Here is a 25,148-nt window from a genome sequence, read left to right as displayed (position 1 = left end):
GATCGAGGCCGGCCGTCGTGATCAGGACGCGGGCGACTCCTGTGGCGGCAGCACGACGAGCTTGCCGTGGGGCGCGCCCGAAACGCTCGCCTCCATGGCCTCGCGCCAGTCGCTGAATGGGAAGGTGCCCGCGATGGGGAGCCGGAACTCGCCTCTGGCTGCGAGTTCGGCGTACTCCGCGACGACGTCGGCGTCCGGGAACGCGCCGGAGGCGAGGAGCAAGTCGAGGTTGACCCGGGCGCCGAGCTGTCGCGCCTCGTCGTGGTTGCTGATGGTCACGACACGGGACGGCACGCCGCCTGCGAGCGCGATGAGTTCGGCCAGTGTTCCCGGGCTGGGGCGCGGGGTGTCGAGCACCAGGTCCACGTCGCCACCGGCTAGGGCGCGCACCCGATCGGGCATTCCCTCTCCATAAGGAGTGACAAGAGCGCCGAACTCCTCCAGCTGATCCGCGAGGCTCGGTCCAGCTGTCGCGATGACGCGAACACCGCGCCGCAAGGCCACCTGCACCGCCGCGAAGCCGACCATGCCGCCGGCGCCGTGGACGAGAAGCGTGGAGCCGCGCTCCACCCCCGTGGCGTCGAGCGTCCACACCGCGGTCTTGACGACCATCGGGAGGGCGGCGGCGTGCGCTTCGTCGAGACCGTCGGGCAGCGGGAACCACTCGCGCAGGATCGCCACATCGGCAAGGCCGCCGCTGGCCTGTCCGGTGACGTCCGCCGTGCCGAAAACCCGATCGCCGACGGCGACGCCATCCACCCCTGTTCCGACCGCGTCAACGGTTCCGGCGACGTCGAAGCCGATCCCGCGCGGCAGTTCACCGGCCTGGAAGCCGCGGCACACCTCCCAGTCGGCGGGATTCAGGCCGACTGCGGCCACACGGACACGGACCTGGCCGGCGCCGGGATCGGGGACCTCGGTCCGCTCCTCGCGGAGCACATCGGATGGTTCGCCGTATTCGTGGAAACGGACGGTGCGGGATGGGATGGCGGTCATGCGCTCCTCCTCGGTATCGTTGTGACAGTCGCTGACGCTACCACGTTAAGTCAGTGACTGTCACTACGAAGGAGATCGCATGCCGAGAAGCGGCGAGGATGCACGCCGTCGCCTGCGGGAGGCTGCGCTCGATCTCTACGGCGAGCAGGGCTACGACTCGACCACCACCGCGCAGATCGCCGCCCGCGCCGGCGTAACCGAGCGCACGTTCTTTCGGCACTTCGCCGACAAGCGGGAGGTGCTCTTCGGCGGTGACTCCGAGTTACGGGACACGATGGTCGGCGCCATCGCGGGCGCGGCGCCCGAGACGTCGCCCCTCGATCTCGTGGTCGGCGCCTATCTCGCCGCCGCGCCCCTGTTCGTCGCCGGGCGACCGATCGCGATCCGGCGCGCGGAACTCATCGACGCCACTCCTGCCCTTCAAGAGCGAGCGCACGCCAAGACTGCTGCCCTCGCCGACGCGGTCGTTGACGCCCTGATGTCGCGGGGGATCACTGAGCCGACAGCTCGCCTCGCTGCCCAGGTCGGTGCCGCAGCATTCCAGCGCGCGGGCGCACAGTGGTACGCAGACCCGTCGCTCGACCTCCCGACGCTGGTCCGGGACGCCGTCGACGAGGTCCGGCGGCTCTGACACCGAACCATGAGGTTGTAGCTGGACGCGGACGGCCTGGCGCCACCTCTGCCACCTGACGCGTCCGACCTCCTAACCTGGGGACGTGAGCCGCGAACTCGAGGAGCGCAACCGGCGCCTGCTGCGGGCCCGCGACGCCATGGACCGGTCGTACGCCGAGCCGCTCGATGTGCGCGCCGTCGCGGCCGTCGCCCACATCTCGCCTGCGCATTTCAGCCGCTCCTTCCGTGCCGTGTTCGGCGAGTCGCCTCACCAGTACCTGCAACGACGGAGGGTCGAGCGGGCGATGTTCCTGCTGCGTGAGACCGGACGTCCCGTGAGCGAGATCTGCCTCGACGTCGGGTTCAGCAGTCCGGGGACATTCAGCAGAACCTTCCGGGCGATCGTCGGGGTGACCCCCGGCGCCTACCGGAAGCGGCACGGGCCTGCGGCGACGCCGCACTGTGTCCAGCTCACCGTCATGCGACCCGTCCCCGGGCCGCGTCGACTCGAGCAAGAGAGCACGTTCGGATAAGTCGTCGACCCTCGCCGCTTTCTAGGATCGGGACTGACAATGGGGACTCATAAGGCGAAGGAGCCGGGAAGACGATGATCACCGCACTGAATGTCGCGTCCATCTTCGTCCTGAACAAGGACGAGGCACTGGACTTCTACGTCGGCAAACTCGGGCTGGAGAAAGGGAACGACGTCCAGCAGGGCACTTACCGCTGGCTCACGGTCCGCGTACCCGGAGGCGAGACCGAGATCTCCCTCGAGGAGCCCGGCCCGCCGGTGCACGACGAGGCGACGGGAGATCAGATCCGCGAGCTGATCACCAAGGGCGCTCTCGGCGGGGGCCTCGTGTTCATTGCGGATGACGTGCGAGCCCTGTACGACACTCTGCGCGAGCGCGGCGTCACCGACTTCACGCAGGAGCCGACCGAGCACTTCTACGGCACCGACATGGGCGTCCGCGATCCGTTCGGCAACCCGATCCGCATCCTGCAGCAGGGGAACGGCTGAGCCGTCTCCAGCTCGTACGATCAGCCCCCGTCGATCACCGTGTCGTCGGCGTGAGCGCCGTAGAACTCCGACTGCCGCCGCATGATCTCCCGCATCGACGTGTCGGGGCCGGCGCCGTAGACGGTTCCCGCGAAGTCGAGTTCCCGCTGAATGGCCCAGATGTCGTCATGCCGTTCCGGCGGCAGGATGGATGCGGGTGAACCGACCGCGATCCATCCGATCGGGACGACGACGCCCGGCTCGAGCACGGTGTTCACCTGGACGACACCGTTGATGCGCACTTCCGCGCCCGTGCCGATGCGGCTGCCGGGGAAGAGTGAGGCGCCGGTCGCGATGAAGGCCTCATCCTCGACGATGCTCCCGTTCACGTGGGCATGCGGCCCGACCATGACGGCGGCGCCGACCCGCGTCGGGTGCCCCGACCGTCCGCGGATGAGCGCATGCTCCATGACGACGGTGTCCTCGCCGATGGTCACCTCACCGTCCTCCGCGCTGAGCACGGCCCCGTGAAGGATGCGAGCGCCCGCCCCGACCCGGACGTCGCCGACGAGGACCGCGGACGGCGCGACAGAGGCGGTCGCGTGGATCGACGGTTCACGGTCTCGGTGTCTGATGAGCATGCGCCCATGATGGCCGATCGCGGTCGTGGACGGGATCATCCTCCGGGAGGACGCGCGATCGTGTCCGGAGGCGTTCAATAGACGCATGATCGGCATCCTCCTCCCGGTGCTGCAGGGCGCAGGCAGCGTGGCGCTCGCGTTCGTCGCTTTCGCCCTCGCGTTCAGCTGGCCCTCACTCCTGGCGCCGCTCCTGCGGTTGCGGACCGAGCGGGCACGGCTCGCCGGGTTCGCCGGCCTGGGACTTGTGCTCGTGCTGGCCGCATCCCTCATCTACGCGACGCCGGGCGTGCTGCTCCGCGATCCGCTGGGGCTGCTGCTCGCGTTCCCGGTCGCCGCACTGTGGCTCATCGGCGCCGTCGCCCTGGTCATCCGCGGGCTCGTCCTGGACGGCGCCGCGCGCGCCATCTCGGTCGCGTTCGCTGTGGTGGCAGGATGCGGAGCGCTCGCCGGCATCGTCTCGGCCGTCCTCGTCCAGCACGGGATGCCGGACACGGTGACGCCGACGGGCGCGTTCCTGCTCACGGTCGGGGCGCTCGCCGCTGTCGTGTTCTGGGCGCGCGCGGAGGAGCCGGAACCGCAGCTCAGCTGACCCCGGCGGCCGCCGCTGCAGCCGCGGAGTCGGGCAGGGGCCGACCGCCTCGCCACCGTCGGGAGATCCACACGACTCCGTAGCCCGCGGCGAGGATCACGACGGCGATGAGCACCACGTAGAACGCGACGGACAGGTAGCCGTTCGGACTCGTCTGCGGGTTCAGGAACGGGTACGGATACCACGGCGACTTCCCCGTCACCGGGTCCGCGGCGAACGGCGCGCGGATCAGCGTGTACACCGCCCAGAGGATCGGGAAGACGGCGATCCCCCACACGGCACGCAGGCGCAGTGGGGTGCGACCGGGCGCGAAGAGCCAGTCGATCAGCAGGTAAGCGGGCGCGATCACGTGCAGCACTTCGTTCGACCAGCCGACCGTCGTCCCCTGCGCGAGCGAGATGTTGCGCAGCAGCAGGTTGTAGACCACCCCGGTCGTCACCAGATACGTGACGGATGCGGCACGCAGCCCGGTGAACCATCCCGGGTCGTCCCCCTTCCGCACGAACAGCAGAACCGCGCCGATCCCGAGCACGACGACTCCCAGAACGTTCGAGTCGATCGTGAAGAAGCTGAAGAAGTTCGCAACCAGACCGGCGACGTTGCCGCCCCGATCGCCGATGGATCGAACACTGGTCGTGAACTGGGCGATGACCGCCGCCAGCGTGAGGAGGAAGAACACCGCGCGGAGAACCGCGAAACCGATCCGCATGCCGCGATCGTAGCGAGCGAGCGGCCGTCAGTGGGCGAACGCGCAGGAACCCGCCGACTAGAATGGTTGGCGAATCCCGTATGAAAGAGGGCCTACGTGGCTACCGCCGTCCCTGCCCAGCATTCCGACATCCACGCGCACAGCCGGTACTGGGTCGTTCCCGCCGTCCGTGCCGTCGTCGCGTTGGCCGCCGCAGCGGTCATCACGTTCACCCGGGATGCGCACACGGCGATGTTCGGCCTCATCGTGTTCGGGGTCTTCGCGATCGTCGACGGGCTCGCCACCGGCGTGTTGAGCGCACTGCTCGCCGGCCGCCGCATCACCCGCGTGCTCTTCGCGGTGCAGGGAGCGATCGGCGTGATCGCCGGCGTCCTCGCCCTGGTGCTGTCGCACTCCGGCCTCGGCCTCTTCCTCTACCTGGTGACGGTGTGGGCGGCGCTCACCGGCATCCTCGAGCTCTACAACGGTGTCCGCGAACGCGGCCGTGACGCCGCCGCCCGCGACTGGCTCATCACCGGCGCCCTGACCGCGGTGCTGGCTCTCGTGCTGCTGTTCGTGCCCGCCGACGCGGTGCTCGCGATCGGCCTGTTCGGCGCCTGGGCCGTCATCGTCGGCGTCTTCCAGGGGATCGGGGCGGCGACGTTGCGGAGCGCGGCGCACGAGCGGACGCCGTCGCGCGGAGCGGAGAGCAGATCGTGAGCCGGCGCAGCAAGAAGGACCCCCGAGTGAACCAGAGCCTGCAGCCGACGCGGCGCGACCGCTTCCTTCCCGTCGAGCTGCTGGGCATCTCGGCCGGGCTCGCCGTCTTCGTCGGCCTGATCGTGCTGGTCGCCACGCGGGAGTTCGTGCTTGCCGGGGTCGGTTTCGGCGTCACATTCATCATCAGCGTCGTCCTGCTCGCCCTGTTCGCGCTCGCGTTCAAGCCGACCGAGGCCGAGGTGGAGGACATCCACGAGCAGGATGCGGAGGCGCGCGCCAAGGCGCAGGCCCGCGCGGAGGGCGAAGATCGGCCCCGCGGCCACTGACCGCTCCCCGGCCCGCGCCGGCGAGGTCGCCGCGCCCTAAAGGTAGTCGACCAGCTCCGACGCGAGGCCGATGTAACCGGCGGGCGTGAGTGCCAGCAGCCGGTTCTTCGCGGCCTGGCCGATCTCCAGCCCGTTGACGAACTCGTTCAGCGCGGCATGATCGACCCGCTTGCCGCGCGTCAGCTCCTTCAGCAGCGCGTACGGGTCGGTGATGGTCGAACGGCCGGCGGTGACCTCGGCGCGGATCACCGTCTGGATGGCCTCGGCGAGCACCTCCCAGTTGGCGTCGAGATCGTCTGCGAGAGCCTGGCGGTCGATCGCGATCTGGCCGAGTCCGCGCTCGATGTTGTCGAGGGCGAGGAGCGAGTGACCGAGTCCGACGCCGATGTTCCGCTGCGTGGTCGAGTCGGTCAGGTCGCGCTGCAGGCGGCTGGTGACGAGCGTCGAGGCGAGCGAGTCGAGCACCGCGCTGGAGAGCTCGAGGTTGGCCTCGGCGTTCTCGAAGCGGATCGGGTTCACCTTGTGCGGCATGGTCGACGAACCGGTGGCGCCCGGCTCGGGGACCTGACGGAAGTAGCCGAGCGAGATGTACGTCCAGATGTCTGTGCACAGGTTGTGCAGGATGCGGTTGGCGTGCGAGATGCGCGAGTAGAGCTCCGCCTGCCAGTCGTGCGACTCGATCTGCGTGGTCAGCGGGTTCCAGTCGAGGCCGAGGCTCTCGACGAACTCGCGCGAGATGCGCGGCCAGTCGGCGTCCGGGTCGGCGACGAGATGCGCCGCGAAGGTGCCCGTCGCGCCGCTGAACTTGCCCAGGTGCACGCCGCCCTCGATCTGCTCCCGCACCCGCTCGAGGCGGTGCACGAAGACCGCGAGCTCCTTGCCCATGGTCGTCGGGGTGGCCGGCTGCCCGTGCGTGCGGGCGAGCATCGCGTCGTCGCGGTACTGCTTCGCCTGCGCGCGGAGCTCCGCGATGACCGCCCGGAACTTCGGCAGCCAGGACTCGCTCACCGCGGCGCTCACCGTCAGGGCGTACGAGAGGTTGTTGATGTCCTCGCTGGTCGCAGCGAAGTGCGTGAGCTCGGCGATGTGGTCGAGTCCGAGCGCGTGCAGCCGCTCACGGACCAGGTACTCGACGGCCTTCACGTCGTGCCTGGTGGTCGCCTCCAGCTCGGCGAGCCGGTCGATCTCTGCCTGCCCGAACTCGTCGGCGAGCGCCCGGAGCATCGCCTTCTGCTCACCGGTCAGCGGGGAGGAGCCGAACATCCGGTGCTCGGTCAGGTAGATCAGCCACTCGACCTCGACCTGGACGCGGGCACGGTTCAGACCGGCCTCCGACAGGTGGTCGCCGAGGCCGATCACGGCGGACCGGTAGCGGCCGTCGAGGGGGCTGAGCGGCTGGGGAGGCAGGGCGGACATGGTGCTCCTCGCGGGATCAGGCGGCGGGTACCCGACCATTCTCCCGCACGTGCGCGGCGCCCGCGGACGTCAGTCGCGGCTGACGGGCCGGATGAGCAGCCCGAGCAGCCACGCGATGATGCCCAGCACGAGCGCGCCGAGGACGCCCCACCAGAAGCCGTCGATGTGGAGCCCGAAGCCCATGGCATCGCTGATCCACGACACGATGAACAGCAGGAACGCGTTCACGAGCAGCGAGATCAGCCCGAGCGTGAGGATGTACAGGGGGAACGCGACCACCCGGATGACCGTGCCGACGATCGCGTTCACCAAGCCGAAGATCAGCGCGATGAGCAGGTAGGTCAGAACCGTGGCGGTGGTGTCCGGAGCGTACGGGTGCACGGTCACACCGCTGACGATCAGCGTCGTGAGCCAGAGGGCGAGGGCGTTGACGATCAGTCTGAGCAGGAATCGCATGGCTTCATCCTTCCAGTGAGCGCGGCTGGGGTACAGGGGTGGCGCTAGAGTCGGCGCGTGGCGAGAGCGGATGGGCTGATCGAACCGGAGCCGTTGCGGGCCGTCCCGGCGAAGAAGGTGTACCCACCACTGCAGTGGTGGCCGCTCCGCGTGATGAACCCGTGGCACAAACTCGCGGTGCTCGTCGTGCAGAACGCGGCGATTCGTCTCATCAGCCTCAGCCTCGGTCTGGTGCTTCCGGCCATGGTGAACTCGGTGGTCACCCAGACCCTCGTGGTTGTCACTGTCATTGCGACGGCGCGCTCGTTCCGCGGCTTCGGAGAGCCCGTTGCCGCGCCCAGGGCGTGGTGGAGGCTGTCGGCACGCCCGCTGATCGGCTGGTGGCTGGCCGCGATGTACCTCCTCGGCGCTTCCACCCCGTTCTTCGACCCCCGCCTCCGTGACGCGGGCTGGGCGATCGTGTTCGTGGAGACCGCCTTCTTGGGCCTCGCTTTCCTCAACTCGTCGATTCGCCTCACAGCCCAGCGGCGTCATCCACAGATCTAGGGAATTCCTCCCGCGGTATGCGGGCGCGGCTAAGTTGGGTCTGTGAGTTCGGATGACACGCTCGGCGTGAGACTACGGCCCGAGATCGTCGCGGTGCCCGCCTACAGGCAGGGGCGACCCGCGCCGGCTGACGGCTTCAAGCTGTCGAGCAACGAGAATCCTTTCCCGCCTCTGCCCTCGGTCGTCGAGGCCGTGGCGGCCACCCTGCGCGAGCTCAACCGCTACCCGAACGCGGGAGGCGCCGACCTGCGCGAGCGCCTGGCGGAGCGACACGGCGTGAGCGTCGGCGAGGTCCACCTGGGCAGCGGCTCGGTCGCGCTGCTCTCGCAGCTGATCTCGGCTGCAGCCGGTGTCGGCGACGAGGTCGTGTACTCCTGGCGGTCGTTCGAGGCCTACCCCGGTCTGGTGACCGTCGCGGGAGCGACCAGTGTGCAGGTGCCGAACCGCCCAGACGGCAGCCACGACCTGGAGGCGATGGCCGCCGCCATCACCGACCGCACGCGGGTGGTCATCGTGTGCACTCCCAACAACCCCACCGGCACCATCGTGACCGCCGCCGACTTCGAGGCGTTCATGGCACGGGTGCCGTCCGACCTGCTCGTGCTGCTCGACGAGGCGTACTACGAGTTCGTCACCGACGATGCGGCTGTCGACGGCATCCCGCTGCTCTCCCGCTATCCCAACCTCGTCGTGCTGCGCACGTTCTCGAAGGCCTATGGGCTCGCGGCGCTGCGTATCGGCTACGCGGTGGGCCCGCAGGCGGTGCTGGATGCTGCCCGTTCGGCGGCCATCCCGCTCTCGGTCACCGACGCCTCCCGCGTCGCGGCCCTCGCCTCCATCGAGGCTGAGGACGAGCTGATGGAGCGCGTCGCCCGAGTGGCGATGCGCCGCGACCGGCTCCGCGACGCCCTGCTCGAACAGGGCTGGGCGGTTCCGGAGGCTCAGGGCAACTTCGTGTGGCTCGCAACCGGTGAGCAGACCGTGGAGGCCAACGACGCCTTCTTCGACGCCGGGCTGACCGTACGGGCTTTCCCGCCGGAGGGCATCCGCATCAGCGTCGGCGAGGAGGAATCTGTGGAGAAACTCCTGCAGGTCGCGGGTGATCTTGTGCGGAACCTACCAAATGGGCACTCGGGCAAGCGGTTAGGTTAGACAGGTGGTTGCGACGAACGAAATCCCGCGCCCGGCGAACACCGTCCAGCTGCTGACCGCTGAAGGCCGGTTCCAGCCGAGCGAGACGTCGGCCGAATACCTCCCCTACCTGGAGCGGCTCGACGAGAACGACTACCGCCGCTTCTACCGCGACATGGTGCGCGTTCGCGCCTTGGACCATGAGGCGGCGAACCTGCAGCGGCAGGGACAACTCGGGCTCTGGGTCCCGAGCGAAGGGCAGGAAGGTGCCCAGGTCGGCTCGGCGCATGCCGCCAAGCCGCAGGACCACCTCTTCCCGTCCTACCGCGAACACGCCGTTGGAATGGTCCGGGGTATCGACCCGATCGGGATCATCGGCCTCCTCCGCGGCACGACACACGGCGGATGGGACCCGACCGACCCGGCCGTCGGCAACTTCCACCTCTACACGCTGGTCATCGGCTCGCAGACCCTGCACGCCACCGGCTACGCCATGGGCATGAAGCTCGATGGCAAGGTCGGCACGGGCGACCCGTCGAAGGACGAGGCGTCCATCGTGTACTTCGGCGACGGCGCGACCAGCCAGGGGGATGTCAACGAGGCGTACGTCTTCGCGGCCAGCTACCAGACCCCGCAGGTGTTCTTCCTGCAGAACAACCACTGGGCGATCTCCGTGCCGGTGAGCACGCAGTCGCGCACCCCGCTCTACCTCCGGTCGAGCGGGTTCGGCATCCCGGGCGTCCAGATCGACGGAAACGACGTGCTCGCGGCCTACGCCGTGACCGCCAAGCACCTCGACGACGCCAGGAACGGCGAGGGCCCGAGCATGATCGAGGCCCTGACCTACCGGATGGGCGCCCACACCTCCAGCGACGACCCGAGCAAGTACCGCACCGACGAGGAGCTGGCCTCCTGGGCCGAGCGTGACCCGATCCGCCGGTTCCGCGTCTTCCTCGAAGAGCAGGGCGTCGGGCAGGGCTTCTTCGACAGCGCAGACGAGGAGGCGGCCGATCTCGCCGCCGACATCCGCCGTCGCACACTTGAGCTGGCGCCGCCGCCTGTCGCGTCGATGTTCCAGCACGTCTACAGTGAGCCGCATCCCGTGACGGACGAGCAACGACGCTGGCTCGAGGAGTACGAGGCGTCGTTCGGAGGTGACGCATGAGTGACGTGAGGAGCGAGGCCGAGTACGTGGAGGCCGAGCTGATCGAGAATCCCGGCGACAGCGCAGAGTCACGCGACGACGGCGCGTCCGTCGACACCGCGTCGCTCGACACGCAGGCGATCGACGTCGTCGAGATCGTCGAGAGCGACCCCGACTCCCGCGTGCTCGAGGAGCACGTCGCCGAGCAGGAGTGGACGCGTGAATTCGTGATCGACGACGAGGAGAGCGATCGGGTCGACGAGCAGGAGACCGCGCAAGCGGACCTCCAGGCATCGGCCGAGGTCGGAGAGGCGGCGGCCGAGGCGGAGCGCGACGGTCCGGCGGTCACCGACTCCGAGCCGACGGTGGATGCGGCCCCCGAGCCGCGCATCCAGTCACTCCCGATGGTCAAGGCGCTGAACGCCGGTCTGCGACGCGCGCTCGCCGACGACCCGCGCGTCATCCTGATGGGCGAGGACATCGGCCCGCTGGGCGGCGTCTTCCGCGTCACCGAGGGGCTGCAGAAGGAGTTCGGACCGCAGCGGGTGATGGACACACCGCTCGCAGAGGCCGGCATCATCGGAACCGCGATCGGACTCGCGATGCGCGGATACCGTCCGGTCGTCGAGATCCAGTTCAACGGCTTCGTCTTCCCCGGCTTCGACCAGATCACGACGCAGCTCGCGAAGATGACCAACCGCCACAGCGGCCGCATCCCCTTCCCCGTCGTCATCCGCATCCCCCACGGCGGACACATCGGGGCCGTCGAGCACCACCAGGAGGCTCCGGAGGCGTACTTCGCGCACACCGCAGGTCTGCGCGTGGTCGCCCCGTCCACACCGCACGACGCCTACTGGATGATCCAGGAGGCGATCCGCTCCGACGATCCCGTCGTCTTCTTCGAACCGATGAGCCGCTACTGGCCGAAGGGCGAGGTCGACCTGGTCGAGAACCCGACGCCGCTGCACGCCAGCCGGGTCGTCCGAACCGGAACGGACGCGACCATCGTCGCGTGGGCGGGTATGGTGAGCGTCGCCCTGCGCGCCGCCGAGCTCGCCGCCGAGGAGGGCCGCAGCCTCGAGGTCGTCGACCTCCGCTCGCTCTCCCCCGTCGACTACGGCCCGGTGATCGCATCCGTGCAGAAGACCGGGCGGCTGATCATCGCGCAGGAGGCGCCGAGCAACGTCTCGGTGGGCTCCGAGGTCGCGGCGACCGTCGCCGAGAAGGCCTTCTATTCGCTGGAGGCGCCCGTCATGCGCGTCGCCGGCTTCGACGTCCCGTTCCCGCCGGCGAAGCTCGAGGAGCTGTACCTCCCCGACGCCGACCGCATCCTCGAGGCCGTCGACCGGGCGCTCGCCTACTGACGCCCGGCGCATACATCGGCGGCGCTGCCCGCCGCGAGACCGACAGAGAGAAGTCGCACATGAGCGAGTCCCAGTTCCTCCTGCCCGATGTGGGCGAGGGCCTGACCGAGGCGGAGATCGTCTCGTGGAAGGTGACCCCGGGCGAGCAGGTCGCGGTCAACCAGGTGATCGTCGAGATCGAGACCGCGAAGTCGCTCGTCGAGCTGCCGTCGCCGTTCGAGGGAACGGTCGGCGAACTCCTCGTCTCCGAAGGCCAGACCGTCGAGGTCGGCACCCCGATCTTCACGGTCACGGCCGGCGGGGAGCCTGCCGAGGCGCCCGTCCGTGAGCCGGAGCCCGCCGAGGAGCTCGCGGCCGACACCGCCGCGAGCGTCTCGCACGAGGAGGAGCCGAAGGCCGGTGCCGTGCTGGTCGGCTACGGCTCCGCCGGGCACGGATCGAGCCGTCGCCGCCGCGTCACGCACCCCGGCACGGCGTCCCTGCCGGTGGCCTTCTCCGGATCCGTCGCACAGCAGGCCGCACCCGCCGCCCCGTCGGCTCCCGCTCCCGCGGCCACGGCTGCGCAGACCGCCCCGGCCCCGGCACCCGCCGCGCCTGCACCCCACCCAGCACCTGTGGCACACACCGCTCCGACGCCGCACGCCGGCGGCCCGGTGATCGCCAAGCCGCCCGTCCGCAAGCTCGCCAAAGACCTGGGCGTCGACATCACCGTCGTCACTCCGACCGGTCCTGTCGGCGACGTCACCCGTGACGACGTGCTGCGCGAGGCCTCTCAGGTCACCGTGTTCCGCAACATCCAGACGCCGGAGTGGCCGGACGACCGCGAGGAGCGCATCCCGGTCAAGGGCGTCCGCAAGGCGATCGCCAACGCGATGACGTCGAGCGCGTTCAGCGCCCCGCACGTCAGCCTCTTCGTCGACGTGGATGCCACCCGCACCATGGAGTTCGTCAAGCGGCTCAAGAACTCGGCCGACTTCGCCGGCATCAAGGTGTCTCCGCTGCTGATCATGGCGAAGGCCATCATCTGGGCCGTCCGTCGCAACCCCACCGTCAACTCGGCGTGGACGGACGAGGAGATCATCGTCCGCCACTACGTGAACCTCGGGATCGCCGCGGCGACCCCCCGCGGCCTCATCGTGCCGAACATCAAGGAGGCGCAGGGCATGACGCTGCTCGAGCTGGCGCGAGCCCTCGAGCAGCTGACCCTCACAGCCCGCGACGGCAAGACGCCGCCGGCAGACATGAGCGGCGGCACGATCACCATCACGAACATCGGCGTGTTCGGGATGGACACCGGCACGCCCATCCTGAACCCGGGCGAGGTCGGCATCGTCGCCCTCGGGACGATCAAGCAGAAGCCCTGGGTGGTCGACGGCGAGGTCCGCCCGCGCTTCGTAACCACACTGGGCGCGTCGTTCGACCACCGTGTCGTCGACGGGGATGTGGCATCGCGCTTCCTGGCGGACGTCGCGTCGATCATCGAAGAGCCTGCGCTGCTCCTCGACTGAATTTGACAATCATTTTCAATAAGCCGTAGTGTGAGCCGGTGCCCGCGACCGCGGGCATCCACTTCTTCACGTCGTTCGCGACTTAGACAGGCTCACCCATGAAGACGCGTTCTCTCGTCTCCGCCCTCACCGCGGCCGCCATCGCCCTGACCCTGGCCGGCTGCTCCTCCTCGTCGTCGGCCGGCTCCGACGACGGCACCGTCCGCGTCGTCGCCAGCACCGATGTATACGGCGACATCGCGACCACCATCGGCGGCGACGCCGTGCACGTCACCTCGCTGATGACCGACCCCGCGCAGGATCCGCATTCCTTCGAGGCGAGCGCCCAGAACCAGCTCGCGGTGTCGAAGGCCGACGTCGTCATCGAGAACGGCGGGGGCTACGACGACTACATGCAGAACCTCGTTAAGGGCGCGAAGAACAGCGGCGTCAAGGTGCTGAACGTCGTCGATCTCTCGGGCAAGAAGCCCGTGGACGGCGAACTCAACGAACACGTCTGGTACGACTTCCCCACGGTGCAGAAGTTCGCCGATGCGCTCACCGCCGCCCTGTCCGCCGCGGACCCGTCGCAGAAGGCGACCTTCGAGAAGAACGCCTCGGCGTTCGGCGAGAAGCTGTCGGCACTCGAGGCCACCGAGGCGCAGCTGAAGTCGACCTACGCGGGCGAAGGCGTGGCCATCACCGAACCTGTGCCGCTGTACCTGCTGGACGCCATCGGGCTGGTCAACAAGACCCCCGAGAAGTTCAGCGAGGCCATCGAGGAGGAGAACGACGTCTCCCCCATCGTGCTGAAGGACACCCTCCAGCTGTTCAGCGGTCACCAGGTGAAGCTCCTCGCCTACAACGAGCAGACCACCGGCGCCGAGACCGAGAAGGTCCTCGCTGCGGCCAAGGCGGCCGGCATCCCGGTCGTCCCGGTCACCGAGACTCTGCCAGAGGGCATGCACTACATCGAGTGGATGAGCGGCAACCTCGACGCCGTGAAGGGTGCGCTGGCGAAGTGACCGAACCGCTCGAACGCGTGCCCGTCCCCGACTCCCGGGACGTGGTGCTCCGGCTGCGCGATGCGTCGCTCGGCTTCGGCGACCGCACCCTCTGGAGCGGTCTCGACCTCGACGTGCACGCGGGCGAGTTCGTCGCGGTGCTCGGGCCGAACGGCTCGGGTAAGACGAGCCTGCTGCGGACCATCCTCGGGCAGCAGCACCTCGACAGCGGAGAGATCGCCTTCGAGGGGCAACCGGTACGCCGGGGCGACCGACGGATCGGCTACATCCCGCAGCAGAAGCTCATCCCGGCGGGCACGCCCATGCGCGCCCGCGACCTCGTCGCCCTCGGCGTCAACGGTCACCGCTGGGGGCTGCCGCTCCCCCACCGCTCCGACCGCGAGCAGGTCGACCGGCTGATCGACTCCGTCGGCGCGCGCCGTTACGCCGACACGGCGGTCGGCTCGCTGTCCGGCGGCGAGCAGCAGCGACTGCGTGTGGCGCAGGCGCTCGCCGGTGACCCGGCCCTGCTGCTCTGCGATGAGCCGCTCCTGTCCCTCGATCTCCAGCACCAGCGCGGCGTGAGCGAGCTCATCGACCGCCGTCGCCGCGACCACGGGAGCGCCGTCGTCTTCGTGACCCACGACGTGAACCCGGTGCTCGGGATGGTGGACCGCGTCCTGTATCTGGCCGGCGGACGCTTCCGCACGGGCACACCGGACGAGGTGCTCCGCAGCGACGTGCTGACCGACCTGTACGGGACGCCGGTGGATGTCATCCGCAGCCGCGGCAGGATCGTGGTCGTCGGCATCCCGGACGCCGAGACGCACGACCACCACATCCACACCCGCACCGAGCACCCGGAGCCGGCGGCATGATGCACCTCGACATCTGGCAGCAGCTGTTCGACTTCAGCGACTACGGCGAGCTGCTCCTGCTCGTGAAGAACTCGATCTTCGCCGGAGCGATCCTGGGTATCGTCGGCGGTCTGATCGGCGTGTTCGTGATGCAGCGGGACATGGCATTCGCGGTGCACGGCATCAGCGAGCTGTCGTTCGCCGGAGCGGCGATCGCCCTGCTGTTCGGCGTCAACGTCGTGGCGGGGTCGCTCGCCGGATCGCTGGTCGCGGCCGTCCTGATCGGTCTCCTCGGGGCGAAAGCCCGTGACCGCAACTCGATCATCGCCGTGCTGATGCCTTTCGGGCTCGGGCTCGGCATCCTGGCGCTCGCGCTCTACCCCGGTCGCAGCGCGAACAAGTTCGGGCTGCTCACCGGGCAGATCGTGTCGGTCGACGACCCGCAGCTCGGCTGGCTGCTGATCATCGGCGCGATCGTGCTGGTCGCGCTGCTGCTGATGTGGCGCCCGCTGACCTTCGACAGCCTGGATGCGGACGTCGCCGCCTCACGCGGCGTCCCGACCGGGTTCGTCGCCCTGGCCTTCATGGTGCTGCTCGGGCTTGCGGTCGCGGTGTCCGTCCAGATCGTCGGCGCGCTGCTCGTGCTCTCGCTGCTGGTCACACCCGCCGCGGCCGCGATGCGCATCTCGTCGTCGCCCCTCGGCGTGCCGGTGCTCAGCGTGCTGTTCGCTCTGGTCTCGGTGGTGGGCGGCATCCTGCTCGCCCTGGGCAGCGCGCTCCCCATCAGCCCGTACGTGACGACCATCTCGTTCCTGATCTACGTCGTCTGCCGCATCGTCGGCGGTCGGCGTGTGCGCCGCCGCGGTGCGGCGACGACTTCTCGGCGACTCGTGAGCCAGGCGGGCTAGCCTGGGATGGTGAAGCGGAACACCTGGCAGCGGGAGGCCGTCCGCGAGGCTCTGACCTCGACGGAGGGCTTCATCAGCGCGCAGGGGCTGCACCTGAGCTTGCACGAGGCGGGCTCGCCCATCGGGCTGGCCACCGTGTACCGCGCGCTCGCCGACCTCGCGGCCGAAGGCGACGCCGACTCGCTCCAGTCGCCTGAGGGCGAGAGCCTGTACCGGGCTTGCACCACCGGCCACCATCACCACCTGATCTGCCGCAACTGCGGGCTGACGGTGGAGATCGAGGCGGATGCGGTCGAGCAGTGGGCCCGGCAGGCCGCCGCTGCCCACGGATTCACGCAGGCGCAGCACGTTGTCGATGTCTTCGGGCTGTGCGCCTCGTGCACGGCGAAGAGCGATTTGGCCGGCACCGCGTCGATGCCGTAGCATGGATGTTTGGCTGAGTGGGCTCCTCCCGCTCAGATCGTATGCGAAACCCCCATCACGAAGACGACGGGGAAGTCGTATGCCGACAAGTGACCTTGGGTGGTGCCGACCGGCACCACGGTATTGGAGAAGAAAGCAATGGCAGCAGTGTGCCAGGTGACTGGAGCCGTTCCCGGCTTCGGTCACAACATCTCGCACTCGCACCGTCGCACGAAGCGCCGGTTCGACCCGAACATCCAGAAGAAGACGTACTACGTGCCGTCGCTTCGCCGTAACGTCACCCTGACGCTGAGCGCCAAGGGCATCAAGGTCATCGATGCCCGTGGCATCGAGTCCGTGGTCAAGGACCTCCTGGCCCGTGGGGAGAAGATCTAAGCATGGCGAAGCAGCAGGACGTCCGTCCGATCATCAAGCTCCGTTCGACGGCGGGCACCGGGTACACCTACGTGACTCGCAAGAACCGCCGCAACGACCCCGACCGACTCGTGCTCAAGAAGTACGACCCCGTAGTGCGCAAGCACGTCGACTTCCGAGAGGAGCGCTAAACATGGCCAAGAAGTCAAAGATCGCCAAGAACGAGCAGCGCAAGGTCATCGTCGAGCGCTACGCCGCGAAGCGTGCCGAGCTGAAGAAGGCTCTCGTCGACCCGAACGGCTCCGACGAGTCCCGTGAGGCCGCTCGCCTGGGCCTGCAGAAGCTGCCCCGCGACGCCTCCCCGATCCGCGTGCGCAACCGCGACGCGGTCGACGGCCGTCCGCGCGGAAACCTCAGCAAGTTCGGTATCTCGCGTGTCCGTTTCCGTGACATGGCGCACCGCGGCGAGCTGCCCGGCATCACCAAGTCGAGCTGGTAAGCCAGCGCGACGACGCACCTCGAGGGGCGTCCGGCTTCGGCCGGGCGCCCCTTTGCCGTACCCGAATGGATGCTCGAAGCTGCGCATCCGGTCCGATGTCGGCGAAAGAGGACGAAGTTCCGCGTGTTTCCGCGGGTTTCTGATACATTCAAGGCGGTCAACCGACCAAACGTTACGGCCCTCAGTGGCCTCAACCGTTCCACAAGATAGCTGTAGATCCAGCACAAGGTCCGAGGAGGACACTCAATGGCTGACAACCTGAACAAGACCGAGCTCGTTGCTGCCGTCGCTGCGGCGTCGGGTCAGAGCCAGGCCACCGTCTCGAGCGTCGTCGACGCGTTCTTCAGCACCATCAGCGAGACCGTCGCCAAGGGTGGCAAGGTCACCATCCCCGGCTGGCTCGCCGCCGAGCGCAGCGAGACCGCTGCCCGCACCGGCCGCAACCCGCAGACCGGCGAGGAGATCTCCATCCCGGCCGGCCACCGCGTCAAGCTGACCGCGGGCTCGAAGCTCAAGGCTGCCGTCAAGTAGTCCTTCCCAGCTTTGCCTGAGGGCGGCGCCGCATCGTGCGGCGCCGCCCTCGTCGTATCTCCGGCGGGCATACGGGCGAACAGGCTGTGGGCGGCCGTCCAGGGCGGGGGACGTAGGCTGGACAGGTGCCTCGAATCCTCCGTGTGATCGGCCCTGCCGCGCTGCTCGTCGCAGCTGTGGCGGCGATGATCGCCGCCCTCGCGTTCGGCGGAGGAGCGAACGCGCCGCTGCTCGCGGACCCGGGTGCGCTCGTGCGCTGGGGTCTGCCCGCGGCGACCCTGGTGGTCAACCTCAGCCTGGCCGGCACGGTGGGCGCCCTGGTCCTGGCCTGCTTCGCGTTCAGCCCGGATCGCGACGAGTACGGCAACGCCCTCGATTTCGCCGCCGGCAGCGCCGCGGTGATGACGGTCGCGTCCGCAGCGACGGGACTGTTCACCTTCGTCAGCGTGTCGAACGTGCCCTGGTCGTTCGACGCGACCTTCAGCAACGGGCTCAGCTCGTTCATCACCAGCGTTTCGCTGGGCCAGGCGTGGCTCGGGATCACCCTCATCGCGGCGGCCGTCACGGTGCTGTGCTTCGCGGTTCGCAACCAGACGGCGATCGTCTTCGTCACCCTGCTGGCCATGGCGACCGTCGTGCCGATGGCGCAGCAGGGCCACAGCGCGGAGGCAGCCGGTCACGACGCCGCGGTGACGTCGTTCGGGCTCCACGTACTGTTCGCGGCGATCTGGCTGGGCGGCCTGGTGACGCTCATCGTGGTGAAGCAGCGGCTGGGCAACGGGCGACTCGTCACCGTCCTGGAGCGGTACTCGACCGTCGCGCTGATCTGCTTCGTGGTCGTCGCCGCGTCCGGATATGTCAACGCCGAGCTCCGCGTCGGGACCCTGGCCGAGCTGGCGACGCCGTACGGCATCCTGGTGCTGGTCAAGGTCGCCGCGCTCGTCGTGCTCGGCCTGTTCGGCCTCACGCAGCGGCGGTACCTGATCGGTCGGCTCAAGCAGTCGGGCGAGCCGCGGAGCTTCTGGTGGATCGTCGTGGCCGAGCTCGCGTTCATGGGCATCGCGTCCGGCGTCGCAGCAGCGCTCGCCCGGACGGTCACGCCCGTCCCGCAGACCCGTGCCGCCACCCCGACGCCCGCCGAGATCCTCACCGGAGAGAAGCTGCCTCCCGCTCTCACCTGGGACCGGCTGTTCACCTCGTGGAACTTCGACCTGCTGTGGGTGCTGGCCTGCGCCTTCGGACTGTTCTTCTACTTCGCCGGCGTCTGGCGGCTGCGCAAGCGCGGCGACGCGTGGCCGATCTACCGCACGGTGCTGTGGACGCTGGGCATCGTCCTGTTGTTCTACATCACCAACGGCGGCGTCAACGTCTACGAGAAGTACCTGTTCTCGGCCCACATGTCGGCGCACATGGTGCTGACGATGGGGGTGCCCCTGCTGCTCGTCCCCGGTGCGCCGATCACCCTGGCGGCGCGGGCGATCCGGAAGCGTCGCGACGGCTCGCGCGGCGGCCGGGAGTGGCTGCTCCTCGCCGTGCACTCGCGTTTCGCAGGTGTGATCTCCAACCCGATCGTCGCGGCGGTCCTGTTCGCCGGGTCGCTTTGGGTCTTCTACTACACGCCCGTCTTCCGCTGGGCGACGACCGACCACATCGGGCACGAGTGGATGATCGTCCACTTCCTGATCACGGGCTACCTCTTCGTGCAGTCGCTGATCGGGATCGACCCGGTCAAGTACCGCCTCCCGTACCCGTTCCGACTGCTCCTGCTGCTGCTCACGATGGCGTTCCACGCGTTCTTCGGGCTCTCGATCATGCAGATGCACGGACTGCTGCTGGCCGATTGGTTCGGGGCCATGGGCCGAACCTGGGGGGACTCCCCGCTCGTCGACCAGCAGGCCGGCGGCGGCATCGCGTGGAGCATCGGCGAGATCCCCACGGTGATCCTCGCCATCGTCGTGGCGATCCAGTGGAGCCGCAGTGACGAGCGCGAGACGAAGCGGCGCGACCGCAATGCGGATCGCACGGGCGAGGCCGAACTGAAGGCGTACAACGAGCGGCTGGCGCGCATGGCCGACCGCGACCGCGTCTCCCGCTGATCACCCGCGGAGACGGCCCGGACCGTGGCTGATGCTCGCGCTCAGGGCTCCTGTGCGACGACGATGTCGAGCGAGCCGTCCGAACGGATGGTGACACTGCTGAGGCTCATCGCGAAAGGCTCCGGATCGCTGCGCGGGGTCACCGTTCCGTCGAACAGCGACTGGACGGTCACGTCGAGGTGCGCGACGCCGACCATCCGACCGGTGACCCATCCCGTGTCCCCCACCTGCAGCCGGACGTCGGGGTAGGTGTCGATCGACCAGGAGGGGTCGCCCTGCACCCGGTCGTCGATCTCGACGCCGAAGGGGCACCCGGCGGGTTGCAGCACGTGCTGCTCGGCGCAGCGGTCGAGGAAGCCGTCGACCTGCTTCTGCACCGCGGACGTGAACGCTGGGGTGGGCTGCGCATCCACCGTGGTCTCGGTGATCCGGCCGGGCGAGGCGGATGCGGCGACGGGCGTGGCGCGGACGTAGCGCGAGCTGTGGCTCAGTTCGAGGGGCGCGAGCGGCAGCACGAGGTACTCGGCGGAGACGGTGAAGGCGTCGGCGGGCTGATCGGGCGATGCGGCACGCGGGTTCACGGTGTGGCGGCCGACGGTGAAGGTGGAGGCGTGCGCGACGGTGATGCGCGCGACGCCGACGGGCGAGGTCGCGAACGACCAGGTGGGCAGCATCCCGAGCACGGCTCCCGTCTGACGGACGCGGAACGTCGCCGACACGGGGTCGCCGTTCGCGACGGCCCGCACGACGACGGTGTGGACGCCGTCCGCTCCGGTCGTGTCGGAGGCGACGGCGATATCGCGCACGGTCGGCAGGATGTCGGAGCGCAGGAGCTCGCGGGAGGCGCCCACCGGGAGCCGCGCGGCGTCCAGGGCCGAGGAGGTCGGGTTGGCTCCCGGCATGGCGAGAGCTGTGGATACGTCATGGGAGGCGATCGACTCCGCGAACGCCGTGACGAACCCGGTCGGGCTGTAATACGCCCGCTGCACCGCGCCGAAGCCCGCAAGCACAGCGGCGACCAGGAGGACGCCGACACCCGACCAGATCAGGACGGCGCGTCGGTGCGCGTGCGCATCCCCCACAGCCATGAGGCCATCCTAGGGTCCTGTGGATGAGCGGCTCCGGGGAGCTGCGCCGGGTTAGAGTAGTCCGGCAGGTCGGGCGACACGGAAGGGGCGGGGATGGGCCGGCTTTCCCTCTCGCCGGAGCAGCAGGCGGTGTTCGAGCTCATCGAGCACACCCGCGAGCATGTCTTCGTGACCGGCCGTGCCGGCACAGGCAAGTCGACGCTGCTCAACCACCTCTCGTGGAACACCGAGAAGTCGCTCGTCATCGCGGCGCCGACGGGTGTTGCCGCGCTCAATGTCGGCGGCCAGACCATCCACTCGCTGTTCCGGCTGCCGATCGGCGTCATCGCCGACCACGCCATCGACCAGAGCGCCGAGCTGCGCAAGCTGCTGAACAGCATCGACACGCTCGTCATCGACGAGGTCTCGATGGTGAACGCCGACCTGATGGATGCGGTGGATCGCAGCCTGCGCCAGGCACGTCAGCGGGCGGGCGAGCCGTTCGGCGGCGTCCAGGTCGTACTGTTCGGCGATCCGTACCAGCTGGCCCCGGTTCCCGGCGACCGCGAGGAGCGCGCGTACTTCGCCGACACCTACCGCTCGATGTGGTTCTTCGACGCGCGCGTCTGGCAGGAGACCGATCTGCGCATCGTCGAGCTGCTGCAGGTGCACCGCCAGCACGAATCCGACTTCCGGTTCATGCTCAACGCCGTGCGCCACGGACAGGTCACCAAGGAGATCGCGGACCGGTTGAACGAGGTCGGCGCGCGCCCGGCGCCCGACGACGGCACCATCACCCTCGCCACCCGCAACGACACGGTCAACCGCATCAACGCGCAGGCGCTGGAGCGCCTCCCGGGCCGTGCCCTCACCGCGAAGGCGGAGGTCAGCGGTGACTTCGGCGGACGCAATTTCCCGGCCGACGAGTCGCTCGAGCTCAAGGTGGGCGCCCAGGTGATGTTCCTGCGCAACGACGTGGGCCAGGGCGACGGGCCGCGCTGGGTGAACGGCACCATCGGCACGGTCACGCGCATCGACTCCAACGTCTACGTGGATGTCGACGGCGAGGTGCACGAGGTCGAGCCGGCGATCTGGGAGAAGTTCAAGTACACCTGGTCGCCCGAGACGAAGAAGCTGACGAAGGACGTCGTGGCGGAGTTCACGCAGTTCCCGCTGCGGCTGGCGTGGGCGGTCACCATCCACAAGTCGCAGGGCAAGACCTACGACGCGGCGATCGTCGATCTCGGGACGCGCGCGTTCACCTCGGGGCAGACGTACGTCGCCCTGAGCAGGATCACGACGCTCGACGGGCTGTACCTGACGAGGCCGCTGCGGCCGAGCGACATCACCGTCGACCCGGATGTGGAGCGCTTCATGCGCGACGCCCGGCCGGTGACGATCCCGGTCGCGGGTGCCCAGCAGGCCGGATGAGATGAGTGCTGACGATGCATCAGGAGAGGGGTCGGACGTGGCGGTGACCTTCGTGCTGGACTTCAGCGACGGACAGCACATCGAGACGAGCGGCAACGGCGTGATCGGGCGCAACCCGGCCGTCCACACGCCGGGGACGGAGATGGACGACCCCGGTCACGTGCAGCTGATCACGATCCAGGACGACGTGAAGTCGGTGTCGCGAGCGCATCTGGCGTTCGGTCAGTACGACGGCGTGTTCTGGGTGATGGACCTGGGGTCCGCCAACGGCACCACGATCACCTACCCGGGTGAGGGCACGTTCGCGTGCGATCCGAAGACGCGGCACGAGGTCGACCCGGGGTCGATCGTGCGGTTCGGCGCGGAGTCATTCGCACTGACCCGCCGCTGACCCGCCGCTGACCCGGCCGCGCGGGAGCGTGCCCGGCGCGTCGTCAGTGGTGGTGATGCACCGTGACGGCGGCGATGCCCGCGTCGGTGAGCCCGAGGGCCGGGATGGTGACGGCGCAGACCGCGCAGGCGCTCAGCACGAGCGCGAGGAAGAAGCGCAGTCCGCCCTGGTCGGGTCGGGCCTTGCCGGCGCGGATGACGACCGCTGCGGTGGCTGCGACGGCGACATCCAGCAGGGAGGCCGCGCCCATCGGAATGAGCGGGAGCGCGATGACAGTGCCGCCGGACGCCGTTGCTCCGACGATGGCGAGCGCCGCCCAGAGCCCGACCGGGAGGAGGGCCAGCGCGGGGACGAGGCGGAACGACGGAGGACGATCGCGCGCGAGGGTCGCGGCCGCCCATCCCAGCTCCGCCACGGCGAGCAGGAGGAAGGCCGCCAGCAGAGCAGGGGGTGCGCTGGGGGCGAGCGCCGCGTGAAGCAGCCCCGCCCCCAGAGCGGCCACGGCGAGGAAGGCGCGGGTCGCCGAGCCCACCGCGACGGCCGTGGTGGCCGAGGCGGCGGGGGCGACCCGCAGCGTTCCTGTCATCCTGCTCATGGGAGCCGTGGCCCCGCCGGTCAGGCGGCGGCCGTCGTGGCGCGCGTTCCGCGGTCGGCACCGAGGCCGGTTCCGAGGAGGACGATCGCGCTCACCAGGTGGAGGAAGTGGTCGGGGGTGTTCAGCGCGAGGATGTTCGCGTCGGTGCCCACCAGGAAGAAGCCCACGATACCGAGCAGCAGGTAGACCGCCCCGACCGTGATGTTGACGGCCTTCGCGGCCGCAACGCGGGTCAGGCCGGCGATCAGCAGAGCGGCGCCGATAAGGAGGTGGGCGATGTTGTGCAGCGGGTTCACTTCGAAGATGCCCAGCAGCAGACCGCCCTTGGTGGCGACGAATCCGACGCCTCCGGTGACAGCGAAGCCGAGCAGCCCGACGAGCAGATAGACCGCTCCGAAGATGGTGGCAACAAGGCGGTTCGGAGATGTGCGCATTGTTCGTTCCTTCCGTAGGACGGCGCACGGACGCGCGCCTCACTTGTCCATTCGCAGCATCGGCCCGATCGGATTGCGGCCACAGCCCCTTGCGCGTCCGTTCCGTTTCTGCCGCACGTTACAATCGCTGGACACGCAGGGCCGACACCCCGGGAGTTTCATCGATGCGACGTCACACGAAGTTCGGGCGGATCGCGCTCGCCGCGACAGCCGGACTCGTGGCGCTGGTCCTCTCGGCCTGTACCTCGACGGCGGGCGCGAAGCTCCCCGAGCAGCAGAAGGGCGGGTTCTCCGCGGACGTCGAGAAGCGGCTCTCGTCAGCGGTCACCGACGCGATGACGCTCGCCGACGCCTCCGCCGGTTTCGCCGGGGTGTGGGCGCCCTGGTCCGGGACCTGGACCACCGCGCAGGGGACGACCACGCGTGGAGGCTCCAAGCCGGTCAGCGAGGACATGCGCTTCCGTATCGGGCAGAACACCACGCCGATGACCTGCACGGTGCTGCTGCAGCTCGTCGACGACGGAGAGGTGGGGCTCGACGACCCGCTCACCAAGTGGCTTCCCGGGCTGGTCGGGGTCGAGGGCGTCACCCTGCGCGAGCTCTGCCAGAACACGTCCGGCATCGGCGACTACCTGGCGCAGCTCAACCCGGAGTTCATCATGAACCCGACGCGGCAGTGGCCCCCGCTGGAGCTGGCCAGCGACGGGATCGCGATGCAGCGCTACGGCAACCCCGGCGAGAAGTGGGGTCGCTCGTCCACGAATGCCGTGCTCCTGGGGATGGCCCTCCAGAACGCGACAAGTCGTAGCTGGCACGACCTCTACAAGCAGTACATCTTCGACAAGCTCGGGATGACGGCGAGCTCCCTGCCCGAGAGCTCGCAGTTCTCGGTGCCCGGGCCGCATCCCACCGGGTATTCGGTGGGGCTGGATGGGGCGGGCGCCATCGTCTGCGAGCCGATGCGCGATGTGAGCAGCATGTCGCCGTCCCAGGGCTGGACGTCGGCCGGAGTCGTCTCCAACGTCACCGACCTGAAGGCGTTCGGCCAGGCGCTCGCGTCGGGCAGCCTCCTGAGCGAGAAGTCGCGCAAGGCGCAGGCCGACGGGATCGTGATCGGCCAGTCGTGGGAGAGCTACGGGCTCGGGATGCAGATGCTCGGCCCGCTGCGGGGCAGCAGCGGCGCGGTTCCCGGGTATCTGTCCGCGATGTACACGGACCCGGCGTCCGGCCTGACGATCGTCGTCGCGCTCAACAACTCCACGCCGGGGCCGGGCTTCGCCCAGCTCCTGGCCCAGCGGCTCGCCTCCATCGTCTCCAAGACGCCGGCGAAGGAGAAGGGCGCGAAGGTCGTCGCTTCGCTGCCGTGGTCCGAGCAGCAGGCGGTCGACGGGATGACCAAGTCGGCGCCCTGCCCGGCCAAGAAGGCCGGATAGGCGGCGAAC

General features: G+C 69.1%; 31 protein-coding genes. 23 read left to right on the top strand and 8 right to left on the bottom strand.

Annotation, left to right across the window (positions count from 1 at the left end):
• Positions 1-21: 21 nt before the first annotated feature.
• A complete protein-coding gene (locus AXZ95_RS00420; protein WP_018189008.1) occupies positions 22-996 on the bottom strand; it encodes an NADP-dependent oxidoreductase in 975 nt (324 codons plus the stop codon).
• Positions 997-1,075: 79 nt separating this feature from the next.
• On the opposite strand from AXZ95_RS00420, the gene AXZ95_RS00415 reads away from it, so the two are divergent.
• From AXZ95_RS00415 to AXZ95_RS00405, 3 genes are all read left to right on the top strand, one after another.
• Positions 1,076-1,627 carry a TetR/AcrR family transcriptional regulator gene (locus tag AXZ95_RS00415; protein WP_018189007.1) on the top strand — a complete coding sequence of 184 codons (552 nt, stop codon included), beginning with the start codon at positions 1,076-1,078 and terminating at the stop codon, positions 1,625-1,627.
• Positions 1,628-1,712: 85 nt separating this feature from the next.
• Positions 1,713-2,141, top strand: coding sequence for an AraC family transcriptional regulator (locus tag AXZ95_RS00410; protein WP_018189006.1), 429 nt, complete (start codon positions 1,713-1,715; stop codon positions 2,139-2,141).
• Positions 2,142-2,215: 74 nt separating this feature from the next.
• A complete protein-coding gene (locus AXZ95_RS00405; RefSeq protein WP_018189005.1) occupies positions 2,216-2,629 on the top strand; it encodes a VOC family protein in 414 nt (137 codons plus the stop codon).
• Positions 2,630-2,649: 20 nt separating this feature from the next.
• On the opposite strand, the gene AXZ95_RS00400 is transcribed toward AXZ95_RS00405, so the two are convergent.
• Complete coding sequence (locus AXZ95_RS00400; protein ID WP_026306987.1) at positions 2,650-3,249, bottom strand: transferase; 600 nt, start codon at positions 3,247-3,249, stop codon at positions 2,650-2,652.
• A gap of 85 nt (positions 3,250-3,334) precedes the next feature.
• On the opposite strand from AXZ95_RS00400, the gene AXZ95_RS00395 reads away from it, so the two are divergent.
• A complete protein-coding gene (locus AXZ95_RS00395) occupies positions 3,335-3,838 on the top strand; it encodes a hypothetical protein (RefSeq protein ID WP_018189003.1) in 504 nt (167 codons plus the stop codon).
• On the opposite strand, the gene AXZ95_RS00390 is transcribed toward AXZ95_RS00395, so the two are convergent.
• The gene (locus AXZ95_RS00390) at positions 3,831-4,547 is read right to left on the bottom strand and encodes a Pr6Pr family membrane protein (RefSeq protein ID WP_018189002.1); all 717 of its coding nucleotides are present in this window, start codon (positions 4,545-4,547) and stop codon (positions 3,831-3,833) included. The two genes, AXZ95_RS00395 and AXZ95_RS00390, sit on opposite strands and share 8 nt — an antisense overlap.
• 96 nt (positions 4,548-4,643) lie before the next feature.
• Here AXZ95_RS00390 and AXZ95_RS00385 point away from each other — a divergent pair, with 96 nt between their 5' ends.
• Together AXZ95_RS00385 and AXZ95_RS00380 are read left to right on the top strand one after the other, a co-directional pair.
• Positions 4,644-5,246, top strand: coding sequence for a DUF308 domain-containing protein (locus AXZ95_RS00385; RefSeq protein WP_018189001.1), 603 nt, complete (start codon positions 4,644-4,646; stop codon positions 5,244-5,246).
• Between the two features lie 26 nt (positions 5,247-5,272).
• Positions 5,273-5,572, top strand: coding sequence for a hypothetical protein (locus tag AXZ95_RS00380; RefSeq protein ID WP_018189000.1), 300 nt, complete (start codon positions 5,273-5,275; stop codon positions 5,570-5,572).
• Positions 5,573-5,608: 36 nt separating this feature from the next.
• Here AXZ95_RS00380 and purB read toward each other — a convergent pair whose 3' ends face one another.
• Complete coding sequence (gene purB / locus AXZ95_RS00375) at positions 5,609-6,988, bottom strand: adenylosuccinate lyase (protein WP_018188999.1); 1,380 nt, start codon at positions 6,986-6,988, stop codon at positions 5,609-5,611.
• Between the two features lie 69 nt (positions 6,989-7,057).
• Positions 7,058-7,444: a phage holin family protein gene (locus AXZ95_RS00370; RefSeq protein WP_018188998.1), complete on the bottom strand. Its 387-nt coding sequence runs from the start codon at positions 7,442-7,444 to the stop codon at positions 7,058-7,060.
• Positions 7,445-7,501: 57 nt separating this feature from the next.
• Here AXZ95_RS00370 and AXZ95_RS00365 point away from each other — a divergent pair, with 57 nt between their 5' ends.
• The 14 genes from AXZ95_RS00365 (at position 7,502) to AXZ95_RS00300 (ending at position 19,788) form a co-directional block, all read left to right on the top strand.
• Positions 7,502-7,990, top strand: coding sequence for a hypothetical protein (locus AXZ95_RS00365; RefSeq protein ID WP_231374285.1), 489 nt, complete (start codon positions 7,502-7,504; stop codon positions 7,988-7,990).
• Between the two features lie 42 nt (positions 7,991-8,032).
• A complete protein-coding gene (locus AXZ95_RS00360; protein ID WP_269209380.1) occupies positions 8,033-9,142 on the top strand; it encodes a pyridoxal phosphate-dependent aminotransferase in 1,110 nt (369 codons plus the stop codon).
• A gap of 4 nt (positions 9,143-9,146) precedes the next feature.
• Complete coding sequence (pdhA, locus tag AXZ95_RS00355; RefSeq protein WP_018188995.1) at positions 9,147-10,286, top strand: pyruvate dehydrogenase (acetyl-transferring) E1 component subunit alpha; 1,140 nt, start codon at positions 9,147-9,149, stop codon at positions 10,284-10,286.
• Positions 10,287-10,669: 383 nt separating this feature from the next.
• Positions 10,670-11,629: an alpha-ketoacid dehydrogenase subunit beta gene (locus AXZ95_RS00350; protein ID WP_039731350.1), complete on the top strand. Its 960-nt coding sequence runs from the start codon at positions 10,670-10,672 to the stop codon at positions 11,627-11,629.
• 59 nt (positions 11,630-11,688) lie between these two features.
• Positions 11,689-13,137 carry a dihydrolipoamide acetyltransferase family protein gene (locus AXZ95_RS00345; protein ID WP_018188993.1) on the top strand — a complete coding sequence of 483 codons (1,449 nt, stop codon included), beginning with the start codon at positions 11,689-11,691 and terminating at the stop codon, positions 13,135-13,137.
• A 98-nt stretch (positions 13,138-13,235) separates the two neighbouring features.
• Complete coding sequence (locus AXZ95_RS00340; protein WP_018188992.1) at positions 13,236-14,141, top strand: zinc ABC transporter substrate-binding protein; 906 nt, start codon at positions 13,236-13,238, stop codon at positions 14,139-14,141.
• Positions 14,138-14,998: an ATP-binding cassette domain-containing protein gene (locus AXZ95_RS00335; RefSeq protein WP_018188991.1), complete on the top strand. Its 861-nt coding sequence runs from the start codon at positions 14,138-14,140 to the stop codon at positions 14,996-14,998. The genes AXZ95_RS00340 and AXZ95_RS00335 overlap by 4 nt, the downstream gene beginning before the upstream one ends.
• Positions 14,995-15,885: a metal ABC transporter permease gene (locus AXZ95_RS00330; RefSeq protein ID WP_018188990.1), complete on the top strand. Its 891-nt coding sequence runs from the start codon at positions 14,995-14,997 to the stop codon at positions 15,883-15,885. The genes AXZ95_RS00335 and AXZ95_RS00330 overlap by 4 nt, the downstream gene beginning before the upstream one ends.
• A gap of 6 nt (positions 15,886-15,891) precedes the next feature.
• Entirely contained in the window at positions 15,892-16,308 is a 417-nt protein-coding gene (locus tag AXZ95_RS00325; protein ID WP_018188989.1) for a transcriptional repressor, read from the top strand.
• Between the two features lie 138 nt (positions 16,309-16,446).
• Positions 16,447-16,683, top strand: a complete 237-nt coding sequence (gene rpmB / locus AXZ95_RS00320) for a 50S ribosomal protein L28 (RefSeq protein WP_018188988.1) — start codon at positions 16,447-16,449, stop codon at positions 16,681-16,683.
• 2 nt (positions 16,684-16,685) lie between these two features.
• Positions 16,686-16,853: a 50S ribosomal protein L33 gene (gene rpmG / locus AXZ95_RS00315; protein WP_018188987.1), complete on the top strand. Its 168-nt coding sequence runs from the start codon at positions 16,686-16,688 to the stop codon at positions 16,851-16,853.
• 2 nt (positions 16,854-16,855) lie between these two features.
• Complete coding sequence (rpsN, locus tag AXZ95_RS00310; protein WP_018188986.1) at positions 16,856-17,161, top strand: 30S ribosomal protein S14; 306 nt, start codon at positions 16,856-16,858, stop codon at positions 17,159-17,161.
• A gap of 246 nt (positions 17,162-17,407) precedes the next feature.
• The gene (locus AXZ95_RS00305) at positions 17,408-17,692 is read left to right on the top strand and encodes an HU family DNA-binding protein (protein ID WP_018188985.1); all 285 of its coding nucleotides are present in this window, start codon (positions 17,408-17,410) and stop codon (positions 17,690-17,692) included.
• A 125-nt stretch (positions 17,693-17,817) separates the two neighbouring features.
• The gene (locus tag AXZ95_RS00300) at positions 17,818-19,788 is read left to right on the top strand and encodes a cytochrome c oxidase assembly protein (RefSeq protein WP_029042906.1); all 1,971 of its coding nucleotides are present in this window, start codon (positions 17,818-17,820) and stop codon (positions 19,786-19,788) included.
• Positions 19,789-19,829: 41 nt separating this feature from the next.
• Here the strand turns inward: AXZ95_RS00300 and AXZ95_RS00295 are convergent, their stop codons facing one another.
• Positions 19,830-20,876 (bottom strand): hypothetical protein, encoded by a 1,047-nt coding sequence (locus tag AXZ95_RS00295; protein ID WP_018188983.1) that lies wholly within the window; start codon positions 20,874-20,876, stop codon positions 19,830-19,832.
• 93 nt (positions 20,877-20,969) lie between these two features.
• Here AXZ95_RS00295 and AXZ95_RS00290 point away from each other — a divergent pair, with 93 nt between their 5' ends.
• Positions 20,970-22,286, top strand: coding sequence for an AAA family ATPase (locus AXZ95_RS00290; RefSeq protein ID WP_018188982.1), 1,317 nt, complete (start codon positions 20,970-20,972; stop codon positions 22,284-22,286).
• A 37-nt stretch (positions 22,287-22,323) separates the two neighbouring features.
• Entirely contained in the window at positions 22,324-22,677 is a 354-nt protein-coding gene (locus tag AXZ95_RS00285; RefSeq protein WP_018188981.1) for an FHA domain-containing protein, read from the top strand.
• Between the two features lie 43 nt (positions 22,678-22,720).
• Here AXZ95_RS00285 and AXZ95_RS00280 read toward each other — a convergent pair whose 3' ends face one another.
• Complete coding sequence (locus tag AXZ95_RS00280) at positions 22,721-23,263, bottom strand: hypothetical protein (protein ID WP_018188980.1); 543 nt, start codon at positions 23,261-23,263, stop codon at positions 22,721-22,723.
• 29 nt (positions 23,264-23,292) lie between these two features.
• On the bottom strand, positions 23,293-23,706 hold the full coding sequence (locus tag AXZ95_RS00275) for a DUF4383 domain-containing protein (protein WP_018188979.1): 414 nt from the start codon (positions 23,704-23,706) through the stop codon (positions 23,293-23,295).
• Between the two features lie 164 nt (positions 23,707-23,870).
• Between AXZ95_RS00275 and AXZ95_RS00270 the strand changes: the two genes are divergently transcribed.
• Complete coding sequence (locus AXZ95_RS00270) at positions 23,871-25,139, top strand: serine hydrolase domain-containing protein (RefSeq protein ID WP_018188978.1); 1,269 nt, start codon at positions 23,871-23,873, stop codon at positions 25,137-25,139.
• Positions 25,140-25,148 lie beyond the last annotated feature (9 nt).

Origin of the sequence: Leifsonia sp. 115AMFTsu3.1 (genome assembly GCF_004362795.1) — a bacterium.
GTDB lineage: Bacteria > Actinomycetota > Actinomycetes > Actinomycetales > Microbacteriaceae > Leifsonia.
The sequence above is the reverse complement of the archived record's forward strand: the minus strand, read 5'-3'. Positions and strand labels throughout refer to the sequence as shown.